At 61.3% G+C, this 19,648-nt stretch carries 23 protein-coding genes; 15 read left to right on the top strand and 8 right to left on the bottom strand.

Annotation, left to right across the window (positions count from 1 at the left end; genetic code table 11):
* Window positions 1-28: 28 nt before the first annotated feature.
* From E4633_RS16140 to E4633_RS16095, 10 genes are all read left to right on the top strand, one after another.
* The gene (locus E4633_RS16140; RefSeq protein ID WP_135870420.1) at window positions 29-808 is read left to right on the top strand and encodes a TIGR04290 family methyltransferase; all 780 of its coding nucleotides are present in this window, start codon (window positions 29-31) and stop codon (window positions 806-808) included.
* Window positions 809-1,040: 232 nt separating this feature from the next.
* Window positions 1,041-1,853, top strand: coding sequence for a TOBE domain-containing protein (locus E4633_RS16135; protein ID WP_135870419.1), 813 nt, complete (start codon window positions 1,041-1,043; stop codon window positions 1,851-1,853).
* 111 nt (window positions 1,854-1,964) lie between these two features.
* A complete protein-coding gene (locus tag E4633_RS16130; protein ID WP_135870418.1) occupies window positions 1,965-2,831 on the top strand; it encodes a substrate-binding domain-containing protein in 867 nt (288 codons plus the stop codon).
* 3 nt (window positions 2,832-2,834) lie between these two features.
* Window positions 2,835-3,533: an ABC transporter permease gene (locus E4633_RS16125; RefSeq protein WP_135870417.1), complete on the top strand. Its 699-nt coding sequence runs from the start codon at window positions 2,835-2,837 to the stop codon at window positions 3,531-3,533.
* Window positions 3,530-4,630 (top strand): ABC transporter ATP-binding protein, encoded by a 1,101-nt coding sequence (locus tag E4633_RS16120; RefSeq protein ID WP_135870416.1) that lies wholly within the window; start codon window positions 3,530-3,532, stop codon window positions 4,628-4,630. The genes E4633_RS16125 and E4633_RS16120 overlap by 4 nt, the downstream gene beginning before the upstream one ends.
* 67 nt (window positions 4,631-4,697) lie before the next feature.
* Window positions 4,698-5,039, top strand: coding sequence for a DUF2845 domain-containing protein (locus E4633_RS16115; RefSeq protein ID WP_135870415.1), 342 nt, complete (start codon window positions 4,698-4,700; stop codon window positions 5,037-5,039).
* A gap of 26 nt (window positions 5,040-5,065) precedes the next feature.
* Window positions 5,066-5,629 carry a manganese efflux pump MntP gene (locus tag E4633_RS16110; RefSeq protein ID WP_135870414.1) on the top strand — a complete coding sequence of 188 codons (564 nt, stop codon included), beginning with the start codon at window positions 5,066-5,068 and terminating at the stop codon, window positions 5,627-5,629.
* Window positions 5,630-5,849: 220 nt separating this feature from the next.
* Entirely contained in the window at window positions 5,850-8,885 is a 3,036-nt protein-coding gene (locus E4633_RS16105) for an ATP-binding protein (RefSeq protein WP_135870413.1), read from the top strand.
* A gap of 157 nt (window positions 8,886-9,042) precedes the next feature.
* Complete coding sequence (locus tag E4633_RS16100; RefSeq protein ID WP_246038043.1) at window positions 9,043-10,758, top strand: hybrid sensor histidine kinase/response regulator; 1,716 nt, start codon at window positions 9,043-9,045, stop codon at window positions 10,756-10,758.
* 13 nt (window positions 10,759-10,771) lie between these two features.
* Window positions 10,772-11,212 (top strand): EamA family transporter, encoded by a 441-nt coding sequence (locus E4633_RS16095; RefSeq protein ID WP_135870412.1) that lies wholly within the window; start codon window positions 10,772-10,774, stop codon window positions 11,210-11,212.
* 16 nt (window positions 11,213-11,228) lie between these two features.
* Here the strand turns inward: E4633_RS16095 and E4633_RS16090 are convergent, their stop codons facing one another.
* Window positions 11,229-11,498: a DUF2917 domain-containing protein gene (locus E4633_RS16090; protein WP_135870411.1), complete on the bottom strand. Its 270-nt coding sequence runs from the start codon at window positions 11,496-11,498 to the stop codon at window positions 11,229-11,231.
* A gap of 14 nt (window positions 11,499-11,512) precedes the next feature.
* Window positions 11,513-12,508 (bottom strand): GlxA family transcriptional regulator, encoded by a 996-nt coding sequence (locus tag E4633_RS16085; RefSeq protein WP_135870410.1) that lies wholly within the window; start codon window positions 12,506-12,508, stop codon window positions 11,513-11,515.
* Between the two features lie 189 nt (window positions 12,509-12,697).
* Here E4633_RS16085 and E4633_RS21000 point away from each other — a divergent pair, with 189 nt between their 5' ends.
* From E4633_RS21000 to E4633_RS16065, 4 genes are all read left to right on the top strand, one after another.
* Window positions 12,698-12,931, top strand: a complete 234-nt coding sequence (locus tag E4633_RS21000; RefSeq protein ID WP_135870409.1) for a DUF4160 domain-containing protein — start codon at window positions 12,698-12,700, stop codon at window positions 12,929-12,931.
* Complete coding sequence (locus E4633_RS16075; protein WP_135870408.1) at window positions 12,928-13,371, top strand: DUF2442 domain-containing protein; 444 nt, start codon at window positions 12,928-12,930, stop codon at window positions 13,369-13,371. Before E4633_RS21000 ends, E4633_RS16075 begins: the two co-directional genes overlap by 4 nt.
* 183 nt (window positions 13,372-13,554) lie before the next feature.
* Window positions 13,555-13,836 (top strand): type II toxin-antitoxin system RelE/ParE family toxin, encoded by a 282-nt coding sequence (locus tag E4633_RS16070; protein WP_135870407.1) that lies wholly within the window; start codon window positions 13,555-13,557, stop codon window positions 13,834-13,836.
* 11 nt (window positions 13,837-13,847) lie between these two features.
* Window positions 13,848-14,150 (top strand): HigA family addiction module antitoxin, encoded by a 303-nt coding sequence (locus tag E4633_RS16065; protein ID WP_135870406.1) that lies wholly within the window; start codon window positions 13,848-13,850, stop codon window positions 14,148-14,150.
* A 46-nt stretch (window positions 14,151-14,196) separates the two neighbouring features.
* On the opposite strand, the gene E4633_RS16060 is transcribed toward E4633_RS16065, so the two are convergent.
* Entirely contained in the window at window positions 14,197-14,700 is a 504-nt protein-coding gene (locus E4633_RS16060; protein ID WP_135870405.1) for a ferritin-like domain-containing protein, read from the bottom strand.
* 264 nt (window positions 14,701-14,964) lie between these two features.
* Between E4633_RS16060 and E4633_RS16055 the strand changes: the two genes are divergently transcribed.
* Complete coding sequence (locus E4633_RS16055; protein ID WP_135870404.1) at window positions 14,965-16,584, top strand: NADP-dependent glyceraldehyde-3-phosphate dehydrogenase; 1,620 nt, start codon at window positions 14,965-14,967, stop codon at window positions 16,582-16,584.
* A gap of 94 nt (window positions 16,585-16,678) precedes the next feature.
* On the opposite strand, the gene E4633_RS16050 is transcribed toward E4633_RS16055, so the two are convergent.
* The 5 genes from E4633_RS16050 to E4633_RS16030 all read right to left on the bottom strand — a co-directional run bounded on the left by E4633_RS16050 (window position 16,679) and on the right by E4633_RS16030 (window position 19,647).
* Window positions 16,679-17,086: an iron-sulfur cluster assembly scaffold protein gene (locus E4633_RS16050; protein ID WP_135870403.1), complete on the bottom strand. Its 408-nt coding sequence runs from the start codon at window positions 17,084-17,086 to the stop codon at window positions 16,679-16,681.
* A 259-nt stretch (window positions 17,087-17,345) separates the two neighbouring features.
* On the bottom strand, window positions 17,346-18,044 hold the full coding sequence (locus E4633_RS16045) for a cytochrome c biogenesis CcdA family protein (protein WP_135870402.1): 699 nt from the start codon (window positions 18,042-18,044) through the stop codon (window positions 17,346-17,348).
* On the bottom strand, window positions 18,041-18,421 hold the full coding sequence (locus tag E4633_RS16040; protein ID WP_135870401.1) for a thioredoxin family protein: 381 nt from the start codon (window positions 18,419-18,421) through the stop codon (window positions 18,041-18,043). The genes E4633_RS16045 and E4633_RS16040 overlap by 4 nt, the downstream gene beginning before the upstream one ends.
* Window positions 18,422-18,449: 28 nt before the next feature.
* Entirely contained in the window at window positions 18,450-18,677 is a 228-nt protein-coding gene (locus E4633_RS16035; protein ID WP_129126023.1) for a thioredoxin family protein, read from the bottom strand.
* Between the two features lie 22 nt (window positions 18,678-18,699).
* A complete protein-coding gene (locus E4633_RS16030) occupies window positions 18,700-19,647 on the bottom strand; it encodes a permease (protein WP_135870400.1) in 948 nt (315 codons plus the stop codon).
* Window position 19,648 lies beyond the last annotated feature (1 nt).

Genomic DNA, 19,648 nt, shown 5'->3' with positions numbered 1-19,648 from the left:
GGGAAAACAATTCACGAAAGGTAGCCGCATGACCCACGCCAAAGCCAGAACGCTGGAAGACGACATCAAGGAACTCTCCCCCTGGTTTCACAACCTGCACCTGCCGGACGGCACCGAGACCGCCCCGGACCACTTTCTGGGAGACTTCCCTTCCTTCAAATGGCGCGAGATCGCCGAATGCATCCCCGAAGACCTGAGCGGCTGGAGCGCGCTCGATATCGGCTGCAACGCAGGCTTTTACAGCTTCGAGCTCGCGCGTCGCGGGGCGCGCGTCCTGGGGATCGACTGCGACGGACACTACCTCGAGCAGGCCGACTGGGCCGCCGAGCAGTACGGCCTGCGCGATCGCGTCGAATTCCGGCAGATGCAGGTGTACGACCTGGCCCGCATCAAGGGGAAATTCGACCTCGTCCTCTTCATGGGGGTCTTCTACCACCTGCGCTACCCGATGCTCGCCCTCGATATCGTGGCCCAGAAGACGGCGGGGATGCTCGTTTTCCAATCCATCACCATGCCCGGCCGAGAGGTGGCAGGGCAGCACGACTTCTGGATCAACGAACGCGACGCCCTCCTCGAACCGGGGTGGCCGAAGATGTCCTTCATCGAGGAACGCTTCGCCGGCGATCCTACCAACTGGTGGATCGCGAACCACGCTGGTATCGAGGCAATGCTCCGCTCCGCGGGTCTGCGCATCACCGGCCATCCGGGCGATGAAACCTACCTTTGCCAGCCCGATCCCATCCATCCTTCCTGCATGACCACCTGGAACCGGGCGGAATACCTGTCGGCGACCGACGCGGCTGGGTGAGGCACGGGTCGGGATTCCTCACTGACCATGTAAAATGTATACGCCTCCTCCCGTTTCCTTTTCTTGTTTACGCTATGTCGGTTGTGATATAACGTCTGCCTTCCTTGATTTGCAAAACTCTGTCATAGATGGGCTTTACACAGTGGTCTTGTGACATATAATGAGTAGGCTTCCAGCGCAGACAGTTTGATGGACCTGTCTCTGTCATAGGAAGGGATGACGAGGTGTTATTTTGAGTCAGGGCGCAAAACACGGCATTGAGCTTGAAGGGGCTCTCTGGTTCCACAAGGATGACCAGAAGTTCCTTGGGCTGGACCGGATCAAACTGCTTGAGAAGATAGACGAGCTAGGCTCCATCACCAAGGCAGCGAAGGCGGTGGGGATCAGCTACAAGAACGCGTGGGATCTCGTCAACATGATCAACAACCTTGCCGAGAAACCGCTTGTCGAGCGGGTGACCGGCGGCAGGGGGGGCGGTGGGACGACCCTCACCCCGTACGGCAAAGAGGTTGTGAAGCAGTACGGAGTGCTCCAGGAAGAGCACCGTAAGTTCCTGGAGAATCTCGAGGGGAGGCTTGGCGACACCGCAAGCCTGTACCAGCTCCTGAGGAGGATTTCCATGAAAGTAAGTGCCCGCAACGTATTGTCCGGAACCATCACCAGTATCACCCGGGGGCCGGTTAACGCCGAGGTCATCCTCACCCTCACCGGCGGAGCCCCGCTTGTCGCCGTCATCACCAACGGCGCCGTCGATAACCTTGCCCTCAGGGAAGGTGGCTCCGCCTATGCCATCATCAAGGCGAGCTCGGTCATGGTCGGCACCGACCTGCACGACGCGAAGATCAGCGCCCGCAACGTCATGTGCGGTACCGTCGTCAAGGTCATCGAGGGGGCGGTCTCCACGGAAATCGACGTCGAAGTGGGGGGCGGCAACACGATAAGCGCCGTGATCACACACGAAAGCGGGACCACCCTGGGCCTCAAGGTCGGCGGACACGCCTGCACCCTCTTCAAGGCCTCGAGCGTCATCCTCGGCGTAAGCTGAAACCAAGTAAGGGGACGGACACACCGTCCCTTTTTCGACGCGTGTCGCTATATCGGGATCACTATCACGCCTGGCGGCACGCCAAAAACCACCTAAGAAGGAGTTGCCTGCATGAATCGAATCCTAAGAATGCTTCCCCTGTTCGTCGCCCTGTTCCTCCTGAGCGCGGTCGCCTCGGTCTCCACCGGTTGGGCCGCCGAGCAGAAGAACCTCATCCTCGCAACCACCACCTCCACCCAGGACTCCGGTCTTCTCGACGTGCTGATCCCGCTCTTCGAGAAGCAGACCGGCTACTTCGTGAAGACCATCTCGGTAGGCTCAGGCCAGGCCATGAAGATGGGTGAGAAGGGTGAGGCGGACGTGCTCCTCGTGCACTCCCCGGAGGCGGAGAAGAAGTTCATGGAAGGTGGCTTCGGCCAGAACAGAAAGCTCGTCATGCACAACGACTTCATCATCCTCGGACCGGCCAACGATCCCGCGAAGGTCCGCGGCACGAAGACCGCTGCCGAGGCGCTGAAGACCATCGCGAAGACCGGCTCCCTCTGGCTCTCCAGAGGTGACAACTCGGGTACCCACGCCAAGGAAAAGGGGCTTTTGAAGGCCGCCGGCATCACCCCCGAAGGGCAGAAGTGGTTCCAGCAGACCGGTCTCGGCATGGGTGAGACCCTGAACGTCGCCGCCGAGAAGAAGGGGTATCTCCTTTCCGACCGCGGTACCTATCTCGCCCTCAACAAGAAGGCGCATCTCGGCCTGCAGATCATGGTGGAAGGCGAGCCGAAGCTCCTCAACGTCTACCACGTCATCGAGGTGAACCCGGCCAAGTGGCCCAAGGTGAACAACGCCGGGGCCAAGGCGTTCGCCGACTTCATGGTCTCCAAGAAGGTCCAGGGGATCATCGCCACCTTCGGCAAGAAGGAGTTCGGCGCTCCGCTCTTCTTCCCGGATGCCGGCAAAGACCCGAAGACCCTGGGCCTGTAATTAATGGACGTAATCCTCGAAGGGATCTTAAAGGCCGCCCAGCTCCTCGCCTCGCTCGACAGCGAGGTGCTGGGCATCGCCTTGCTGTCGCTCAAGGTCTCCGGGCTCGCCACGCTCTTCTCGCTTGTCATCGGCATCTCGGTGGGGACACTGGTCGCCCTGACCAGCTTCCCCGGCAAGAAGATCCTGGTGAGCGTGGTAAACACCGGGATGGGCCTGCCGCCCGTGGTGGTGGGCCTTTTCGTCTCCATCATGCTCTGGAGAAACGGCCCCCTGGGCTACCTGGAACTCCTCTACACCCCGACCGCCATCGTCATCGCGCAGACCGTCATCGCCACCCCCATCGTCATGGGGATCACCATCGGCGCCATGCAGAACCTCCCGGCGAATCTGAGACTGCAGATCCTGGCCCTTGGCGCTACCAGGACCCAGATGGTCAGGATGCTCATCCGGGAGGCGAGGCTGCCGCTCATGGCAGGCGTCATGGCCGGTTTCGGCGGGGTGATCTCCGAGGTCGGCGCCTCCATCATGGTTGGCGGCAACGTGCGCGGCTACACCCGCGTACTCACCACGGCGACGGTGATGGAGACCGGGCGTGGCAATTTCGACATCGCCATTGCCCTGTCGGTGATCCTTCTGCTATTCTGCTTCGCGGTCAACTACATCCTTACCTACATCCAGCAGCGAGAAAGGCCTAGATGACACAGCAACAAAACGTGCTTGACCTGAAAGGGCTGAGGGTGGATCGAGGCGGCGTGCCGGTGCTCGATATACCCTCTTTTTCTTTGTCGGAAAACGAATTCGTCTCACTGATCGGACCGAACGGTGCGGGGAAGTCTACGCTGCTTCTCTCCCTTTTGGGTCTCATCAAGCGCAGCAGCGGCACCGTCTCCTACCGGGGGCGCGAGATAGTGAATTCCGCCGACTGGCTCAAGGTGCGCCGCAGCATCGCCATGGTGCTGCAAGAGCCGCTTCTCTTCGACGCCACCGTGTTCGACAACGTGGCGAGCGGGCTGAAGATCAGGGGAATGGGGCGCGGTGAGATCAAGAGCCGGGTCACGTCCTACCTGGAGCGCTTCCGTCTTGCCGATATGGCGCAGCGCTCGGCGAGAAAGCTCTCCGGCGGCGAGGCGCGCCGCGTAAGTCTCGCCCGCGCCTTTGCCGTGGAACCCGAGGTGATTCTCTTCGACGAGCCTTTCGCCAACCTCGATCCTCCGACGAGACAGGCGCTCACCGAGGACATGGACGAGGTCATCCGTGACCGCGGCATTGCCGCCATCCTGGTCACCCACGACCAGTCCGAGGCGCTCAGGATGTCGCAGCGCATCGTGGTGATGAACGGCGGCCGCATCGTCCAGGAGGGGCCACCCGCCGGGGTGATGAACCACCCGGTGAACGAGTTCGTCGCCAACTTCGTCGGTATGGAGACCATCCTCGAAGGAGAGGTGGTCGGCAACCGGTTCCAGCAGATGACGGTTAAGGTTGCGGGGTGCGAGATCGACACGGTGGGGGAAGCGCAGCCCGGTGCGCTCGTCTACTGCTGCATCCGCCCTGAGAACGTCACCGTGAGCACCACCACTGCCGGGAAGAAAAGCAGTGCCCGCAACCATTTCGCCGGGCGCGTCGCCGGCATCGCCTCCATGGGGCCCTTCCTCAAGCTGCGTCTTGACTGCGGTTTTCCGCTCACCGCCTACGTCACCAGGGAGTCGTTCGCGGAGCTTGCCCTGTTCGAGGGGAAAGAGATATTCGCCTCCTTCAAGGCCACTTCGGTGCACGTGATCGGCAGACGCGCGGCGTAATATCCTTTTCAAAAGCAGGCTTCCGCTATATAGTCCTGCACTGACTACACCTGAGGGAGGAAAGGCGATGAAAGCACACTTTGGTTTTCTTGCGGCCCTTTGCGTGACCCTGGCGGCGTTTGACTGTGCATCCGCCGCCGATTCCGAGAGCATGCGGTGCAAGGGTGGGATCGTCTCCCTCGGCAATTCAGCAGGCGAGGTGGTGGCGAAGTGCGGGGAGCCCGCCACTGCGACGCAGAGCTCCAGTAAGTTAGTGGAAAAGGGTACTTACGGGACCAAGACCGCGACCGTCACCACCATCGTCGTGGACAACTGGATCTTCAACTTCGGCCCCAATGAATTCCAGTACCAGCTCGAGCTTCAGGACGGCCGCGTTTGCCGGATCCAGAGCCTCGACTACGGGTACTAGTACGGGCCATATCAGCAGGAGAAACAATGGATTGGATCAGCATCATGGGGATCGCCGTGGCCCTCGCCATGGACGCCTTCGCCGTCGCCCTCGCTGCGGGCGCGGTCCTAAACCCCATCACCGGGCGGCACCTTTTCCGCCTGGGCTTTCACTTCGGCCTTTTCCAGGCCCTCATGCCTATCGCGGGGTGGCTTTTGGGACTCACGGTCCAGAAATGGATCACCTCCTATGACCACTGGATCGCTTTCGGCCTGCTTGCCTACGTGGGCGGAAGGATGATCGTCGAGGCCTTCGATGACGAAGAGGATGGGGACCCCGCCGATCCGACCCGCGGACTCACCATGGTGATGCTTTCGATAGCCACCAGCATCGACGCCTTCGCGGTCGGTCTTTCCCTCGCCATGCTGGGCGTCAGCGTCTGGGTTCCCTCCGTGGTTATCGGCCTCGTCGCCGGCGTCCTCACGGTAACCGGCATGCTCCTTGGACGAAAGCTGGGCGACAACTGGGGAAAGAGGGTGGAGGTGTGCGGCGGGGTGGTCCTCTGTCTCATCGGACTCAAGATCCTTCTCGAACACACGCTGCTGAAATAACGTCATATAGACTGCTACCCGCAGTCCGCGTCGCGCTCAGCGATCAGTGCAACAGGAACGGTTCCGTATTATCGGCTAAAGTCACCGGGGCGTTTGTCGATACGCTTTCATGTGGATTTTTGAAAGAGGAAATACTTTTTCGCTCTCCCGACACGCGACCTGATCCAGTGGCCACCGTTTTCAGCCATGTCCAAGCAAGAGCCTACTGAAGGACGCTGGCATGTCACTGAGAACATTTCTCACCCGGCTTATCCTGTCCTGCGTGCTGCCACTTGTGCTGCTGGCCGCCTATCTCGCCGCCGACAACGTCAGCGCACTCAAAAAGCAGTACGAACTCCAGGCCCAAACCCTCACGCGCAACGTCACCATCGCTCTTGACCGGCAGGTGGAATCACTGGTGTCGGGACTGCAGGTGCTGGCCGATTCTTCCTCAGCCGGCGACCCGGCACGTCTTGGCGAGCTGTACCATGAGGCGCAGCTCTTCCATCGCACCTTCGACAGTCACGTCCTTTTCTCCGACCTCTCAAAACAGATGATCCTCAACACGCGCGTTCCCTTCGGTATGCCGCTGCCCCACCTACCGGCGTTTCGTGGACGGTCAGCTTTTAGTGCCGTCATGGCGACGGGAAAACCCGCGGCGAGCGATCTATTCTTCGGTCCGATCGCCATGACTCCTCTTGTGTCGATCGCCGTGCCGGTGGTCCGTAACGGGCGTATCACGCACGTCCTTCTCTGCCTCACCGAAGCGAGCAAATTCCAGCATCGCCTCGACGAACTGGTCATTCCCGCCGACTGGACGGTCTCCGTCGTGGACGGAAACAACGCGCTGATCGCCCGCCGCTCGCCCAAGGGGGAGCACCTGAAGCAGGCGCAGGGGGCGTTGGGGCGCTTCAGAGCCGTTTCCACGCTGGCGCCCTGGACGGTGGTCGTCGAGGTGCCGGAAAAGACCTACGGGGCCCCCATGCACGGCGCCGTACTCGCCATGTTCGCTGTCATCGCGGCGGCAACCTTCGTGAGTTTGACCGGTGCGCTGCTCGCCGGTCGCCGTCTCGCGCGCTCGGTGGAGGCGCTGGCGCAGGCGCCGCAACCTGCCGAAACGGGCGCTCCCATTACGGAGATCGAGAAGGTGCGGGGGATGCTTCTCTCCGCGGCGGCCGCCCGCGAGGAGGCCGAGGCGACGCTTCGGGAAAGCGAGGAGCGTCTGCGCCTTCTAGGCGACAACCTGCCGGAAAGTTACGTGTACCAGTACCTTCACGAGGCGGATGGCCGCACCCGCTTCGTCTACCTGAGCGCCGGTTTGGAGCGGGTGCACGGCGTCACGAGGGAGGCCGTGCTTGCGGACGCCTTGGCGCTGCACCGGCAGATCGACCCTGAGCAACTGCCTGAACTTGCCAGGCAGGAAAAGGCCAGCGGCGATGCGTTGTCCGATTTCAAGATGGAGCTGCGCATGCGGCGCGCCGACGGGGAGTGGCGCTGGCTGCAGCTGCGCTCCCGCCCGAGGCAGAGGTCTGACGGGGTCGTCGTCTGGGACGGCGTCGCCACCGACATCACCGAGCCCAAGCTGGTAGAGGCTCGCGTCGAGCATCTGAACCGGGTGCTGCGTGCGGTGCGCATGGTAGACCAGCTCATCGTGAGGGAGCAGGACCCGCTGCGCCTCATCGAGGGGGTGTGCCAGCTTCTCGTCGAGCACCGCGGCTACGGCAGCGCCCTCATATTGCTCACCGACCGTGCAGGAGGCATCCTGCAGGTGGCGCAGTCCGGCGCAGGCGACCCCTTCCCCGGGATGTCCGAAATGTTGAGCCAGGGGGGCATCCCTCCCTGCTGCCGCAAGGAGGACGGCCCGTCCGGTGTGTTCAGCCTGACGGAAGGGGGGCACGTCTGCGCCGGCTGCCCTCTTTCCAAAGGGCTTAGGGAACACAGGACCATGTGCATCGTCATGCGCTACGAACAGGACTTGCACGGGCTGATGGTGGTATCCCTGAACGGCCAGGAAGGGGTGGACAACGAGGAGACTGAACTCTTCGCAGGGCTTGCCGGCGACGTGGCCTTCGCCATCCACAACATCGAACAAGGGCGGGAGAGGGTCCGCATGCAGGACGAGCGCGACCGTTTCGAGACGGAGCTGCGCCAGGCACAGAAAATGGAGGCGATCGGCCAGCTTGCCGGAGGCATCGCCCACGACTTCAACAACATGCTGAGCGTGATCGTCGGTTTCACCCAGCTCGCTATGGTCGATCTCGATGCGGAGGACCCCCAGTACCGCAACCTGGAGCAGGTCAGAAAGGCGGGAGAACGCTCGGCTGAACTGACGAGGCAACTGCTTGCCTTCTCGCGCAAGCAGGCCGCGGCCCCACGGGTAGTGGATCTCAACGAGCTGATCGCGGAGCAGCGCAAGATGCTCTCGCGGCTCATCGGGGAGGACCTGGAGGTGGAGTTTCAAGCAGCGGAGGAGCTGTGGAACATCAGGATCGACCCTTCCCAGGCACACCAGATCCTCACCAACCTGGCAGTGAACGCGCGGGATGCCGTGCAGGGGGTGGGAAAGGTGACCATAGCCACCGCAAACGTCAGCCTGGACCCGGACGAGAGCATGCATCTGCAACTCGCGCCCGGCGAATACGTTCTGCTCGCATTCAGCGACACCGGCACCGGGATGGACCTGCAGACCCAGGAGCGGATTTTCGAGCCGTTCTTCACTACAAAGAAGGAAGGGAAGGGGACCGGGCTCGGACTCTCAACGGTGTACGGCATAGTGCGGCAAAATGCCGGCGCGATCCAGGTGGAGAGTGCCCCCGGCGCAGGCACCACGTTCCGCATCTACTTCCCCCGCACCGTGGAGGAGGCGGCAAAGGGGCAGGAAAACAGCCACGAGACGCAAGCCGCCGGCACCGAGACGGTGCTGGTCGTCGAGGACGAGGAGCAGGTCTTGAACCTCACCCGCGTCATGCTCGAACAGGCGGGGTATCACGTCCTGCCGGCGCGCGGAGGGGCCGATGCCCTGGCCATGTGCAAGAGCTACCAGGGCGAAATCCATCTCCTTTTGACCGACGTGGTCATGCCGATGTTGAACGGCAAGGAGTTGCAAGATCAGGTGCTGGGGGCCAGGCCCGGCGTGAAGACCCTGTTCATGTCGGGATACGGTGAGGAGATCATTTCCCATCGCGGCATCCTGGATCGCGGTACCGCGCTCCTCTCCAAGCCTTTCAGTGGAGATCAGTTGTTGCGCAAGGTGCGCGAGGTGCTCGATGCACAGTAGTAATGGCAGGATTCACTGTCATAACATTCTCTTGAACTGTCAGAAAAGACCTGTATATTTTCCGCAATGCTCATTGTCCAAATCATTACATGTTATTGATGACATCGCTCAGTGCAATGGTGTCACTATAATGCGAAGGTGACTTACAGAGGGCCGAGTGATCGACAAGCCAAGTGACAGCGAAGAAACCGCGCTCTATCGTTTCATCATCGATACCATTCCACAGATCGTTTGGACCGCCACGCCTGACGGGGCGCAGGACTTCGCCAACCTGCGCTGGTACGAGTTCAACGGCCTGATCCCCGGCGAGCCCGATCCGGAGCCGTGGCGCAGCATAATCCATCCCGACGACGTCGCCATGACCGCCCAGAAGTGGAAACGCTCGCTGGAAACCGGGGAGCCGTACAATTGCCTGCACCGCAACCGCAGGTTCGACGGCGAGTACCGCTGGGTCCTCTCCCGGGCCGTGGCGCAGCGCGACGAGTCCGGGCGGATCGTGCGCTGGATCGGCAGCGGCACCGACATCACCGAGCAGAAGGTCGCCGAGGCCGAGATGCTCAGGTACCGCGATCACCTGGAGGAAGTGGTGCGGGAGCGGACCGCCGAACTGGTCGTGGCCAAGGAGCGGGCCGAGGTGGCGGCGCGCGCCGTCCTCGAGGCAAACGAACTTCTGGAACAGCGGGTTGAAGAGCGGACCGCGGAACTGAGAAGGACGGAAAAGGAGCTCAGGCAGGCCCAGAAGATGGAGGCGATCGGAACGCTGGCCGCCGGTATCGCCCACGATTTCAACAACATCCTCACATCGATCCTCGGCTTCACCGACATGGTACTGCACAAGCTGCCGCAGGACGGGGCGGGGCGCCCGGAGATGGAGCAGGTCTTCACGGCGGCCCAGCGCGCGGCCGACCTGGTGCGGCAGATCCTGAGCTTTAGCAGGCGCACCGAACAGGAGCGAAAACCGGTGCATATGCTGACGGTGATGGACGATGCCATGAGGCTGCTCCGTTCCTCGCTTCCCGCCTCGATCGCCATCCGCAAGGAGGTTTCCGTCCCCCCTGAAGCCGACAAGGTGCTCGCCGACGCCACCCAGTTGCACCAGGTGCTGATGAACCTCTGCACCAACGCCTACCATGCCATGCTGCCGCAGGGGGGGATCCTGACCGTCTCCCTGGAGTCGGTCCCTGCCGCCTCGCCACTGCTCTTCCCATTCCCTTTTCTCGACCCGGTCGACCACCTGAGGCTGTCGGTGCGCGACACCGGCCGCGGCATAGAGAGCCGCACCCTCGAGCGCATCTTCGATCCCTACTTCACGACGAAACCGGCCGGGCAGGGTACCGGGCTCGGGCTTGCCGTGGTGCAGGGGATCGTCAAGAACCACGGCGGCGCCATCTCCGTGCACAGCGAGGTCGGCGCCGGGACCTGCTTCGAAATCCTCCTTCCGGTGGTGGTCGACGAGATCGTGCACGAGGAGGACGTGCCTGAGCAGATGCTCCAGGGGCGTGAGCGCATCCTGTTCGTGGATGACGAGGAATCCCTCACCGTCCTAGGCAGGGGGATACTGGAGAACCTGGGGTACAGCGTGGTCACCGCCCTTAGCGGCACGGCCGCCCTGGACCAGTTCCGGGCCGATCCCGCCGCTTTCGACCTGGTGATCACGGATCTCACCATGCCGGGACTTTCCGGCAAGGCACTCGCCCGCGAGATCACCGCCCTGCGGCCGGACATCCCCATCATCCTTTGCACCGGGTTCAAGGAGACCTTCGAGGAGGCGGACCGCGAGGTCGGCATCCGGGCCTGCCTCATGAAACCCTACACCATGAAGGTGCTCAGCCATACGATAAGGCAGGTGCTGGATCCCCGGTCTCTGCAATGAAAAGGAGGTCAGCATGTGGAACTACGTAACCCAGGCCCTCACCGCTTTGGTGAGTTTCGCCCTCATGGTGATGTTCATGACCGCGGCCGTGAAGCGTGGCGTGTCGGTCCCCTTCGCCATGCTGGTACTCTCGCTGGTGCTGACGGTATCGTTCGCGGTCTGGTCGGCGGGAGATTGGGGGATGTGGGATGCGTGGAAGTCCGCCGTTCCCCTGTTGGTCGCCGCGGGTGCCTGCAGCGTGCTCGGGAACTGGGCCATGTTTCTCGCCACCGCGTCGAGTGCGAACGCCGGGTACGCCCTCGCCATCATCGGCTGCCAGTCCGCCCTGGTGCTGCTTCTTTCCTACTGGTTCCTCGGTGGGGAGATGCACTGGCTGAGGCTCGTCGGCATCGCCACCTGCCTCATCGGCGTGGTCATCATCAGTTGGCCGCTCGCTCCTGCCGTGAAGGGGTAGCTTCGACGGCTTGCAGTCAGGCGGGGCGAAAGATCGGGCAGGGGGGGACTACGCGGAGTGCACTGCGGGAGTGGAGACTTTGGAAGAGGACGGCGCAGGGGGCGAGTGCCTCCAAAAAGAGTGTCTCGCCGCTGCGTACCTCGAGCCGCGCTCCCGCCGACAGGCAGTAGTCACGGGTATCGTTCGTTCTCGTGAGCCAGAGTTTCCCGGCGGTAAGGGTTATGGATGCGATCCCGTCCCCAGGCTGCAGGGTGAGCAGCTCTCCTTTTTGCAGCTCGCAACGCATGGCAACCTCCTTTTTTAAAAGCGCGTCCGGTAGGCGATCGGGGTGACGCCGACCTCGCGGATGAAGGCGCGCCGCATCTGTTCTGCGCCGGTGAAACCACTGTCACGCGCCACCCGCTCGAGCGGCAGCGTGGTCTCCTCCAAGAGGGCGATGGAGCGCTCCAGCTTCAACTGGTCCAGGTATTTGGCCGGCGTCGCGCCGGTCTCGCGGACGAAGACCCTGGCGAAGTTCCTCGGGCTCATCGCCGCCCGGTTCGCCAACTCCTCGACTGTGACCCTACCGCACCGGTTTTCCTTGAGCCACGACAGAAGCGGCGCGAGCTGCCCACCCTCGACCATCTGGGCCCTCAACTGCGTGCTGAACTGGGCCTGCCCGCCAGGGCGCTTCAGGAACATCACCAGGCGTCTTGCCACGGCGAGCGCCATCTTCCTGCCGAAATCCTCCTCGACGAGTGCTAAGGCCAGATCCATCCCCGCGGTCACCCCGGCCGACGTGGCCACCGAACCGTCGCGGGTGTAGATGGCGTCGTTCTCCACCTCCACCTCCGGGTATTCGCGGCGCAGCCGCTCCAGATCGAGCCAGTGCGTCGTGGCGCGGCGGCCGTTTAAAAGTCCCGCCTCGGCGAGCAGGAAGGCGCCGGTGCAGACCGAGACGAGGCGCCGTGTGCACGGTCCGGCCTGCGCCAGCCATTCGATGAGCCGCCGGTTCTTAAGCGCCACCTCAAGCGCCGCGTCCGGGCTTCCTGGAACCAGGACGGTGTCCGCGGTCTCCGGGAACTCATCCCAGGCGTGGTCCGCCACGATGCGCACCCCGGGACAGGTGGTGAAGGGACCGCTCTTCTCAGCGAGCAGTACGATCCGGTACCCCGGCTGTTCCGGCGCCGTTTCCGAAAGGCAGCGGTTCAGCATGTTGAACACCTCGATCGGCCCGGTCACGTCGAGCAGGTCCGCTCCCTCGTAGGCCGCCACCGCCACGGTGCGCGCCGCATCCTTTGTCTCTCTCTTTTTCATCGTCCTCTCCATGGCGCAGATAATTGCACAACCGCCCGCGCGGTTCAATGACAACGAACCTGCAGATACTGCCAAGGTTGCTTTGGGTGAGGGAGCCAAATTTGGAAGGGGTGGGTAGGGCCGGTGCGGTGCCTTTAGTGACGCAGGATGAGCTTGACCTGGTGAAACCGTTTCGCTATCATTTCGCCCATGCCCACGATCATGCGATTCAGCACGAGCAGGTTGACCATATATCCAAACGAACACGGCCTCCCTCATTTCCATCTGGAATTTATCGATGGAGACCGTTGCTCTGTCGCAATTGAAACTTTGGAAATCCTGGTGGGGGAAGTCAACCCGCCGAAGAAGATGGCCGAAGCGATCAAGTGGGCTGTGGAAAACCAAGCATTACTTTTTGCGAAATGGGAGGAGATAACACGATGAACAAACCACCACGCATCGAAGAAGTGACAGCAATAGTACCCGCCAGTCTCATGATTCGGTGGACGACAGGTGAGACAATGCAAGCCGACATCGGAGATTGGATGGCCCGTTTTGCTCTCCTGCTACCGATTTGTGATCCGGAGGTCTTTGCGATGGCGCAGGTCGGCTGGTATGGGCACAGTGTCGCATGGGGGGACGACATCGAGTTGGGGGCGGACCAACTGTATAGTCGCTGCAAAGCACAGGCAGGGGAACCCTCTCCGGCAGAGTTCAACGAATGGATGAAGCGCAATGAACTTTCCCTGTCGACCGCTGCAGATGCTCTTGGCATGACCCGCAGGATGATAACCCATTACAGGACAGGCAGTAAGGCGATCCCGCGGCACATATGGCTTGCCTGCATCGGGTGGGAGACCATCAAGCACCGCAATGCGGCGTGAGATTTCACATCTCGGTATGAGCCTCAACCAGTGGGCCGCCGAAGTCTTTTCCAAGGTTTCCTGAGATCCATCAGCTACAGAAAACAAGAAAGCCCCCTCCGTGCGGAAGGGGCTTTTTAGATTTACGGAAAGGGAGGGGAGAGGAGTTCTTGACAGGTATAAACAATCTGTTTACATTCTGCCATGATCGTATCGTTTGCAAACAAGGAAACAGAAAGGCTCTTCGCCGCGGGGAAGTCGAGAAAGCTTCCTCCGGAAATCATCCAGCGTGCGATCATGCGGCTGACCCAATTGGACAGCGCACGCGAAGTCACTGACCTGTTGTTGCCACCGTCAAACCGGCTTGAAGCTCTTTCCGGCACAAGATCAGGTCAGTGGAGTATCAGAATCAACGACCAGTGGCGTATCTGTTTTTCATTCGCGAACGGCGAAGCAACTGCTGTCGAAATAAACGATTACCATTGAGGAAAAGGATCATGTCTATCCCAAACGGCCTTCCTGCCATTCATCCCGGTGTATTCCTGAAGGAGATACTGGACGAACTCAATGTATCGCAGAATGCCTTTTCAAAGGCGATAGGCGTTTCTCCAATGCGGGTTTCGCATGTCATCAAAGGGGCGCGCCCTGTAACTGCGGAGTTGGCGCTCCTTTTCGGAAAAGCCTTGAATCAGACGCCGACTTACTGGATGAACTTGCAGACGACTTACGATCTGAAGACCGCAGAGAAGGAACTTGCCCTGAAGGTACGTCAAGTGCACCCGCTTTCGAAGGCTGCGTAGGAGGAGGCGGAACCACAGTTCCGCCTCGTTTTAGTCTTTACACCTTTTACATCTTCAACGCGCCGATCATCAGCTCGTAGTCTTCCAGAAGCGACTGCAGGTCCTCCTCGTGCTCGACCTCCTGCTGAAGGATGGTGAGCACCATGTTGTAGGTGACGGGGTCCTTCTCGCGGGTCAGGTCGAGGAGCTTCTTGTACACGCTGATGGCGCACTGCTCACCCTTGATGTTTTGCTCCAGGATCTTCTTCACGAAGGGGTCGTCCGGGGCGTCGTAGCCGCAGTTGGTGAGCTTGTACCACTCCTCGGGTTTGGTTACCGGCGTTCCCCCCAGCTGAATGATGCGCAGGGCCACCATGTCGGCGTGCGCGAGTTCTTCGGTCGCGTGCACCAGCAGTTCGGCGCCGACGGCGTCCTTCATAGGTCCCTTCACAAGCTTTGCCCCGAGCCAGTACTGGTAATAGGCGAACCACTCATCGCAGAAGGCGCGGTTCAACAGAGTGAGAAGCTCTTCCACGTCCATGCCGACAATTTCGCGTCCCTTAGATCCCATCCTGTTTCTCCCTTTGTTCAAGAAGTTTCCAGCCTGATCCTGTCTAAACCTGGAAAAGGCTGCGTCAATAGCCAAGGCTCAAACGAGTATAGCGGCGCTCTGTCAATGCGCAAATTATCGTTGAAGCAGAAACACTTCGGCTCATTAACAAGTTGACCCTCGCTCCCAGTTGGCGTATAGCTTTTCGATGACTTCGTGGCTTCCCGGGACCCTCCGGTAGCGCGAAACGTCACCCGCAATAACATCTGTCGGAAGGAAGGCAACGTGAAGAAGAAGCTCGCAGGACTGTCCCCGTTATCGCAGGAAATCCCCCCCCAGTACCGTATCGAGAACCCGATCCGCCAGGAACTCTACCTGATCGGCGGCGAGCTGCGCCGCTGGGAAGGGCCGATGCAGGAGGTGCTTTCGCCGGTACAGGTGCGAACGGGTGAGCAGTCCGAAGCGCAAAGGGTAGGGGAGGCACCGGCGTTGTCTGTTCCCGCAGCGCTGGAGGCGCTCGACGTGGCGGTGGCCGCGTACGATAACGGCAGAGGCGCCTGGCCCACCATGTCGGTCGGTGAGCGGATCAAGTGCGTGCAATGCTTTGCCGCATCGGTAAAGGAGCGGCGCGCCGAGGTGGTGAAGCTCCTCATGTGGGAGATCGGCAAGTCGATCAAGGAGGCCGAGGCCGAATTCGACCGCGCGCTCGCCTACGTGAAGGACACCATCGACGCGCTGAAGGAACTGGATCGCGTCTCATCCCGCTTCGTCATCCAGCAGGGGATCATCGGCCAGATCCGCCGCGCCCCCCTGGGCGTCGTTCTCTGCATGGGCCCATACAACTTCCCGCTGTACGAGACCTTCACCACGCTAATTCCGTCGCTCGTGATGGGCAACACCATAGTGCTGAAGCCGCCCCGCTTCGGTGTCCTCATCTTCGAGCCGCTGCTTGAAGCCTTCCGCGACTGCTTCCCGGCAGGTGTCGTCAACACGGTGTACGGCGACGGTGAGGAGATCCTTCCGCCGCTCATGGCGACCGGCCGCGTCGACGTCCTCGGCTTCATCGGGACAAGCCGCGTGGCCGATGCGCTGCGCGCGAGTCACCCCCGTCCGCACCGGTTGCGCTGCGTGCTCGGGCTGGACGCGAAGAATCCCGCCATCGTCTTGCCGGACGCGGACCTGGAACTGGCGGTAGAGGAGTGCCTCTCGGGTGCACTGAGCTTCAACGGGCAGCGCTGCACCGCGCTGAAGATCATCTTCGTGCACCGCAGCATCGCGGAGGGATTCCTGAAGGGGATGGCGGAGGGGATCGGGCGGCTGAAATGCGGCGTACCCTGGCAGGAGAAGGTGGCGATCACCGCACTCCCCGAGCCGGAGAAGCCTGAGTACCTGGAAGGGCTTTTGCGCGACGCGGAGAAGCACGGCGCGCAGGTGGTGAACGACTGCGGTGGGACCAGGAGCGGCTCCTTCTTCTACCCTGCGCTCCTTTACCCGGTGACGCCGCAGATGCGCGTCTACCACGAGGAGCAGTTCGGCCCGGTGGTCCCGGTGGTGGTCTTCGATGATCTGAAGGAGACCATCGACTACGTGGTCAGCTCCCCCTACGGCCAGCAGGCGAGCATCTTCGGGCGCAACGAGGACCAGTTGGCCCAGTTGATCGACGCGCTGGTGAACCAGGTCTGCCGTATCAATATCAACAGCAAGTGCCAGAGAAGCCCGGACAGCTTCCCCTTCAACGGCCGGAAAAACTCCGCCGAGGGAACCCAGTCCGTAGCGGATGCGCTGCGCGTCTTCTCCATCAGGATCGTGGTCGCCGCAAGGGAAACGGACGCGAACCGGGAGATCATCACCGGCATCGTAAAGGAGAGGAAGTCCCATTTCCTCTCCACCGATTACATCCTCTGATTCTTAAAACACATGCCGTAAAAAAAACTCCGAAAGCGCCTTGAGCGTTCTCGGAGTTTTTTGTTTTGAGTGAGTTGGCTGGGGCGACTATGCCTTACGCGCCAGTCGCGAAGCAAAAGACGGGGTCTTCCTCCGAACTGCGATACTGGTGCACCGCCGTGTGAAGCGCGGTGGCGGCCATGCGGCAGCAGTACATTTTCTCCTCTGGCATCCCCCCGAGTGCCCTCGCGATGGTGACGGGTCCTATGGCCAGCACTTCGTCCAGGGATTTGCCGACGGCAAGTTCCGTCGCAACCGAGGAGGCGGCTACCGCGGCGGGGTTACCCTTGGCGAGAAAACGCGCCGCTTCAACCTGCTCATCACGGATCTTGAACAGGTAGAGAAAAGCGTCTCCTTGCGAAGGATCTCCCGCCTGTACCAGCACGTCCGCGTCGGTCAGTAATCCTAAGTTGCGAGGGTTTCTGGCGTGATCCCATATCTTGGTGCTGAACAACTCGGCCATCATACCTCCATTGCTAGGTTCGTCGGACAGGCCGCGTTTTATCATTTAGAAATATGAATGTCAAGATGTAACGGTCGCACCTGTAGTTACGACGCTATCGATGGTGTTTTATTGGTTCTTCATGGAACTGACCCGTGGAGTACGGCTGTCCAGGAAGCGCAGCATGAGCCGTACGTTCCCCCCTTCGCCAAGGCACGGGGGGCAGGGGGGATTTGCTTTTACAGGGGGATGCTGGATCCAGGAGTGTTGAGCCGAAAGCTCACAGTAAGGAGGCGAGCCCCTGCCAGACGAACCATCCACCCGCGATGGCGACGATTGCGCCACTAAACCGCTTGGCCCACGTGGAGAGCCCCTGGATCCCCTTCGACTTGGCGAAGGATTCGACGAACCCGGTGCAGGTCCCGGCGAAAAGCATGAGGAGGCAGTGCCCGATGGCGTAGCAAAAGAGGAGGGCGATGCCGTAGAGGACCTGCGCCTTGCTCGCCACCAGGGTGAGCAGCACGACGAGCACCGGCGTGGCGCAGGGGGAAGAGACGATGCCGAAGAAGAGGCCGAGGATGAAGGCTCCGAAAAGTCCGGCCTGCCGCGGGCGCCACTCGGTGCGCCACGGCAGTTCGAACCGGTACATCTCCATCATCTGCAGCCCCATGAGAAGGGCGATGGTCCCCGCGATGAGGTACCACTTGCCGCCGAGGGTGCCGAACATGGTGCCGAGAAGCCCCGCCGCCGCCCCGAAGGCGGTGAAGGTGAGGGAAAGACCGAAGACGAAGAAAAGCGAGTAACGAAACGCCTTCATCCGGTCCCCGTCGGCGTATCCCCCGGTGAACCCGACCACCAGGGGGATGGTGGTCAGGACGCAGGGGGATGCCGAGGAGAGGACACCGGCGAGAAAAACCGCCCCAAACGCCGCGAACGGGTAGAGTGCGATGATGCGCTCGATGTCATCCAGCATGGTCACTTGAGCCCCGCAGCCTTCAGATCCCGCACCATTTCCGTCTTGTCGATGAACCCGATGTGCCGCTTGATCTCCTTGCCGTTTTTATCGAAGAAGATCTGCGTCGGGATCATCTGCACGCGGAACTTGTCAGCGGCCGCCTGGTTTTCGTGAACGTCGATGAAGAGGACGGAGGCTTTTCCGCGGTACTCGGCAGCGAGGTTCTCCAGGATCGGTGCCATCTTTTTACAGGGGATGCAGGTGCGGGCTCCGAGGTCGATGACGGTCGGTTTCCCGGAGCGAAGCGCATTCGCCACGGCGGCGTCCGTTGCTGCGGGGAGCTCGGCGTGGGCGAGAGCGGCGGAGACGAGTAAAAGCGCGAGGGTGGCTGCGATTTTCATGGCGGATTCCCTTTCTGTGTGTCGGCGGCTACAGGAGCGCCATGATTTCTATGATCGACGCGACCTTGCCGGAGAACGCGACCTTGCCGTCGATGACGAGGGCGGGGGTGCTCATGACGCCGTACTTCATGATGGAAGGGATGTCCTCGACTTTCACGACCTCGGCGTCCTTGCCGCTGTTGGCGACGGCGGTAACGGTGTGTTCGTAGAGGGTCTTGCATTTGGCGCAGCCGGTTCCGAGCACTTCGATTTTCATGTCGTTCTCCTTTTCTGGGTGTTTAGAGGATGGCGTTGAAGAGATACCCCACTATCGTTATCGCAACGGCGACAATGCCGAAGAAAGTTGCCAGAAGCGGCCGTTTGAGGACGTTGCTGAGGATCACCGCCTCCGGGAGCGAAAGCGCCGTCACCGCCATCATGAAGGCGAGCACGGTTCCCATCGCCATACCCTTCTCCATGAGCGCATGCACGATGGGGATCACTCCGGCGGCGTTACTGTAAAGCGGCACCCCAAGTGCCACCGCGACCGGCACCGCGAAAGGGTTGTCCCGTCCCGCCCAGCGCGCGAGAAAGTCGGCGGGGACATAGCCGTGGATGAAGGCGCCGAGCCCGATACCCACGATCACGTAGGGCCAGATCTTCTTCAGAAGGCCCAAGGTGTACTCCCGGGCGTAATCGAGCTTCCCCCGAAAATCCGGAATGACTAGGTCGGCCTGTCCCACCTGCATCTGCCAGACGTAGTCCTGGACGTACCGCTCCATCTTCAGCTTCCCGATGATGATTCCGGCGACTATGGCGACCACGAGTCCCGTCCCGATGTAGATGGCGGCAATCTTCCAGCCGAAGAGCCCCCAGAGCATGATGAGCGCCACCTCGTTGACCATCGGAGAGGAGACGAGGAAGGAGAAGGTGACTCCTAACGGTACTCCGCTCTCGACGAAGCCGATGAAGAGGGGGACCGCCGAGCAGGAACAAAAGGGGGTGACGATGCCCAAAAGGGCGGCGAGCACGTTGCCGACGTACTCCCTTTTGTGCGCGAGCATGCGCTTGGTCTTCTCCGGCGGGAACGAGGAGCGGATCACCGCTACGACGAAGATGATGGAGGTGAGCAGGAAAAAGATCTTCACCGTGTCGTAGAGAAAGAAGTTGAGCGCCTCGCCGCCGCGGGAACCGGGAACGAGGCCGAGCAGATCGAAGGTGAGGTAGTCCGCCGCTTGTTTCAGCATA

The sequence above is a fragment of the Geomonas terrae genome (genome assembly GCF_004791675.1).
Classification (GTDB): Bacteria; Desulfobacterota; Desulfuromonadia; order Geobacterales; family Geobacteraceae; genus Geomonas; species Geomonas edaphica.
This window is presented reverse-complemented; position numbering and strand designations above follow the sequence as displayed.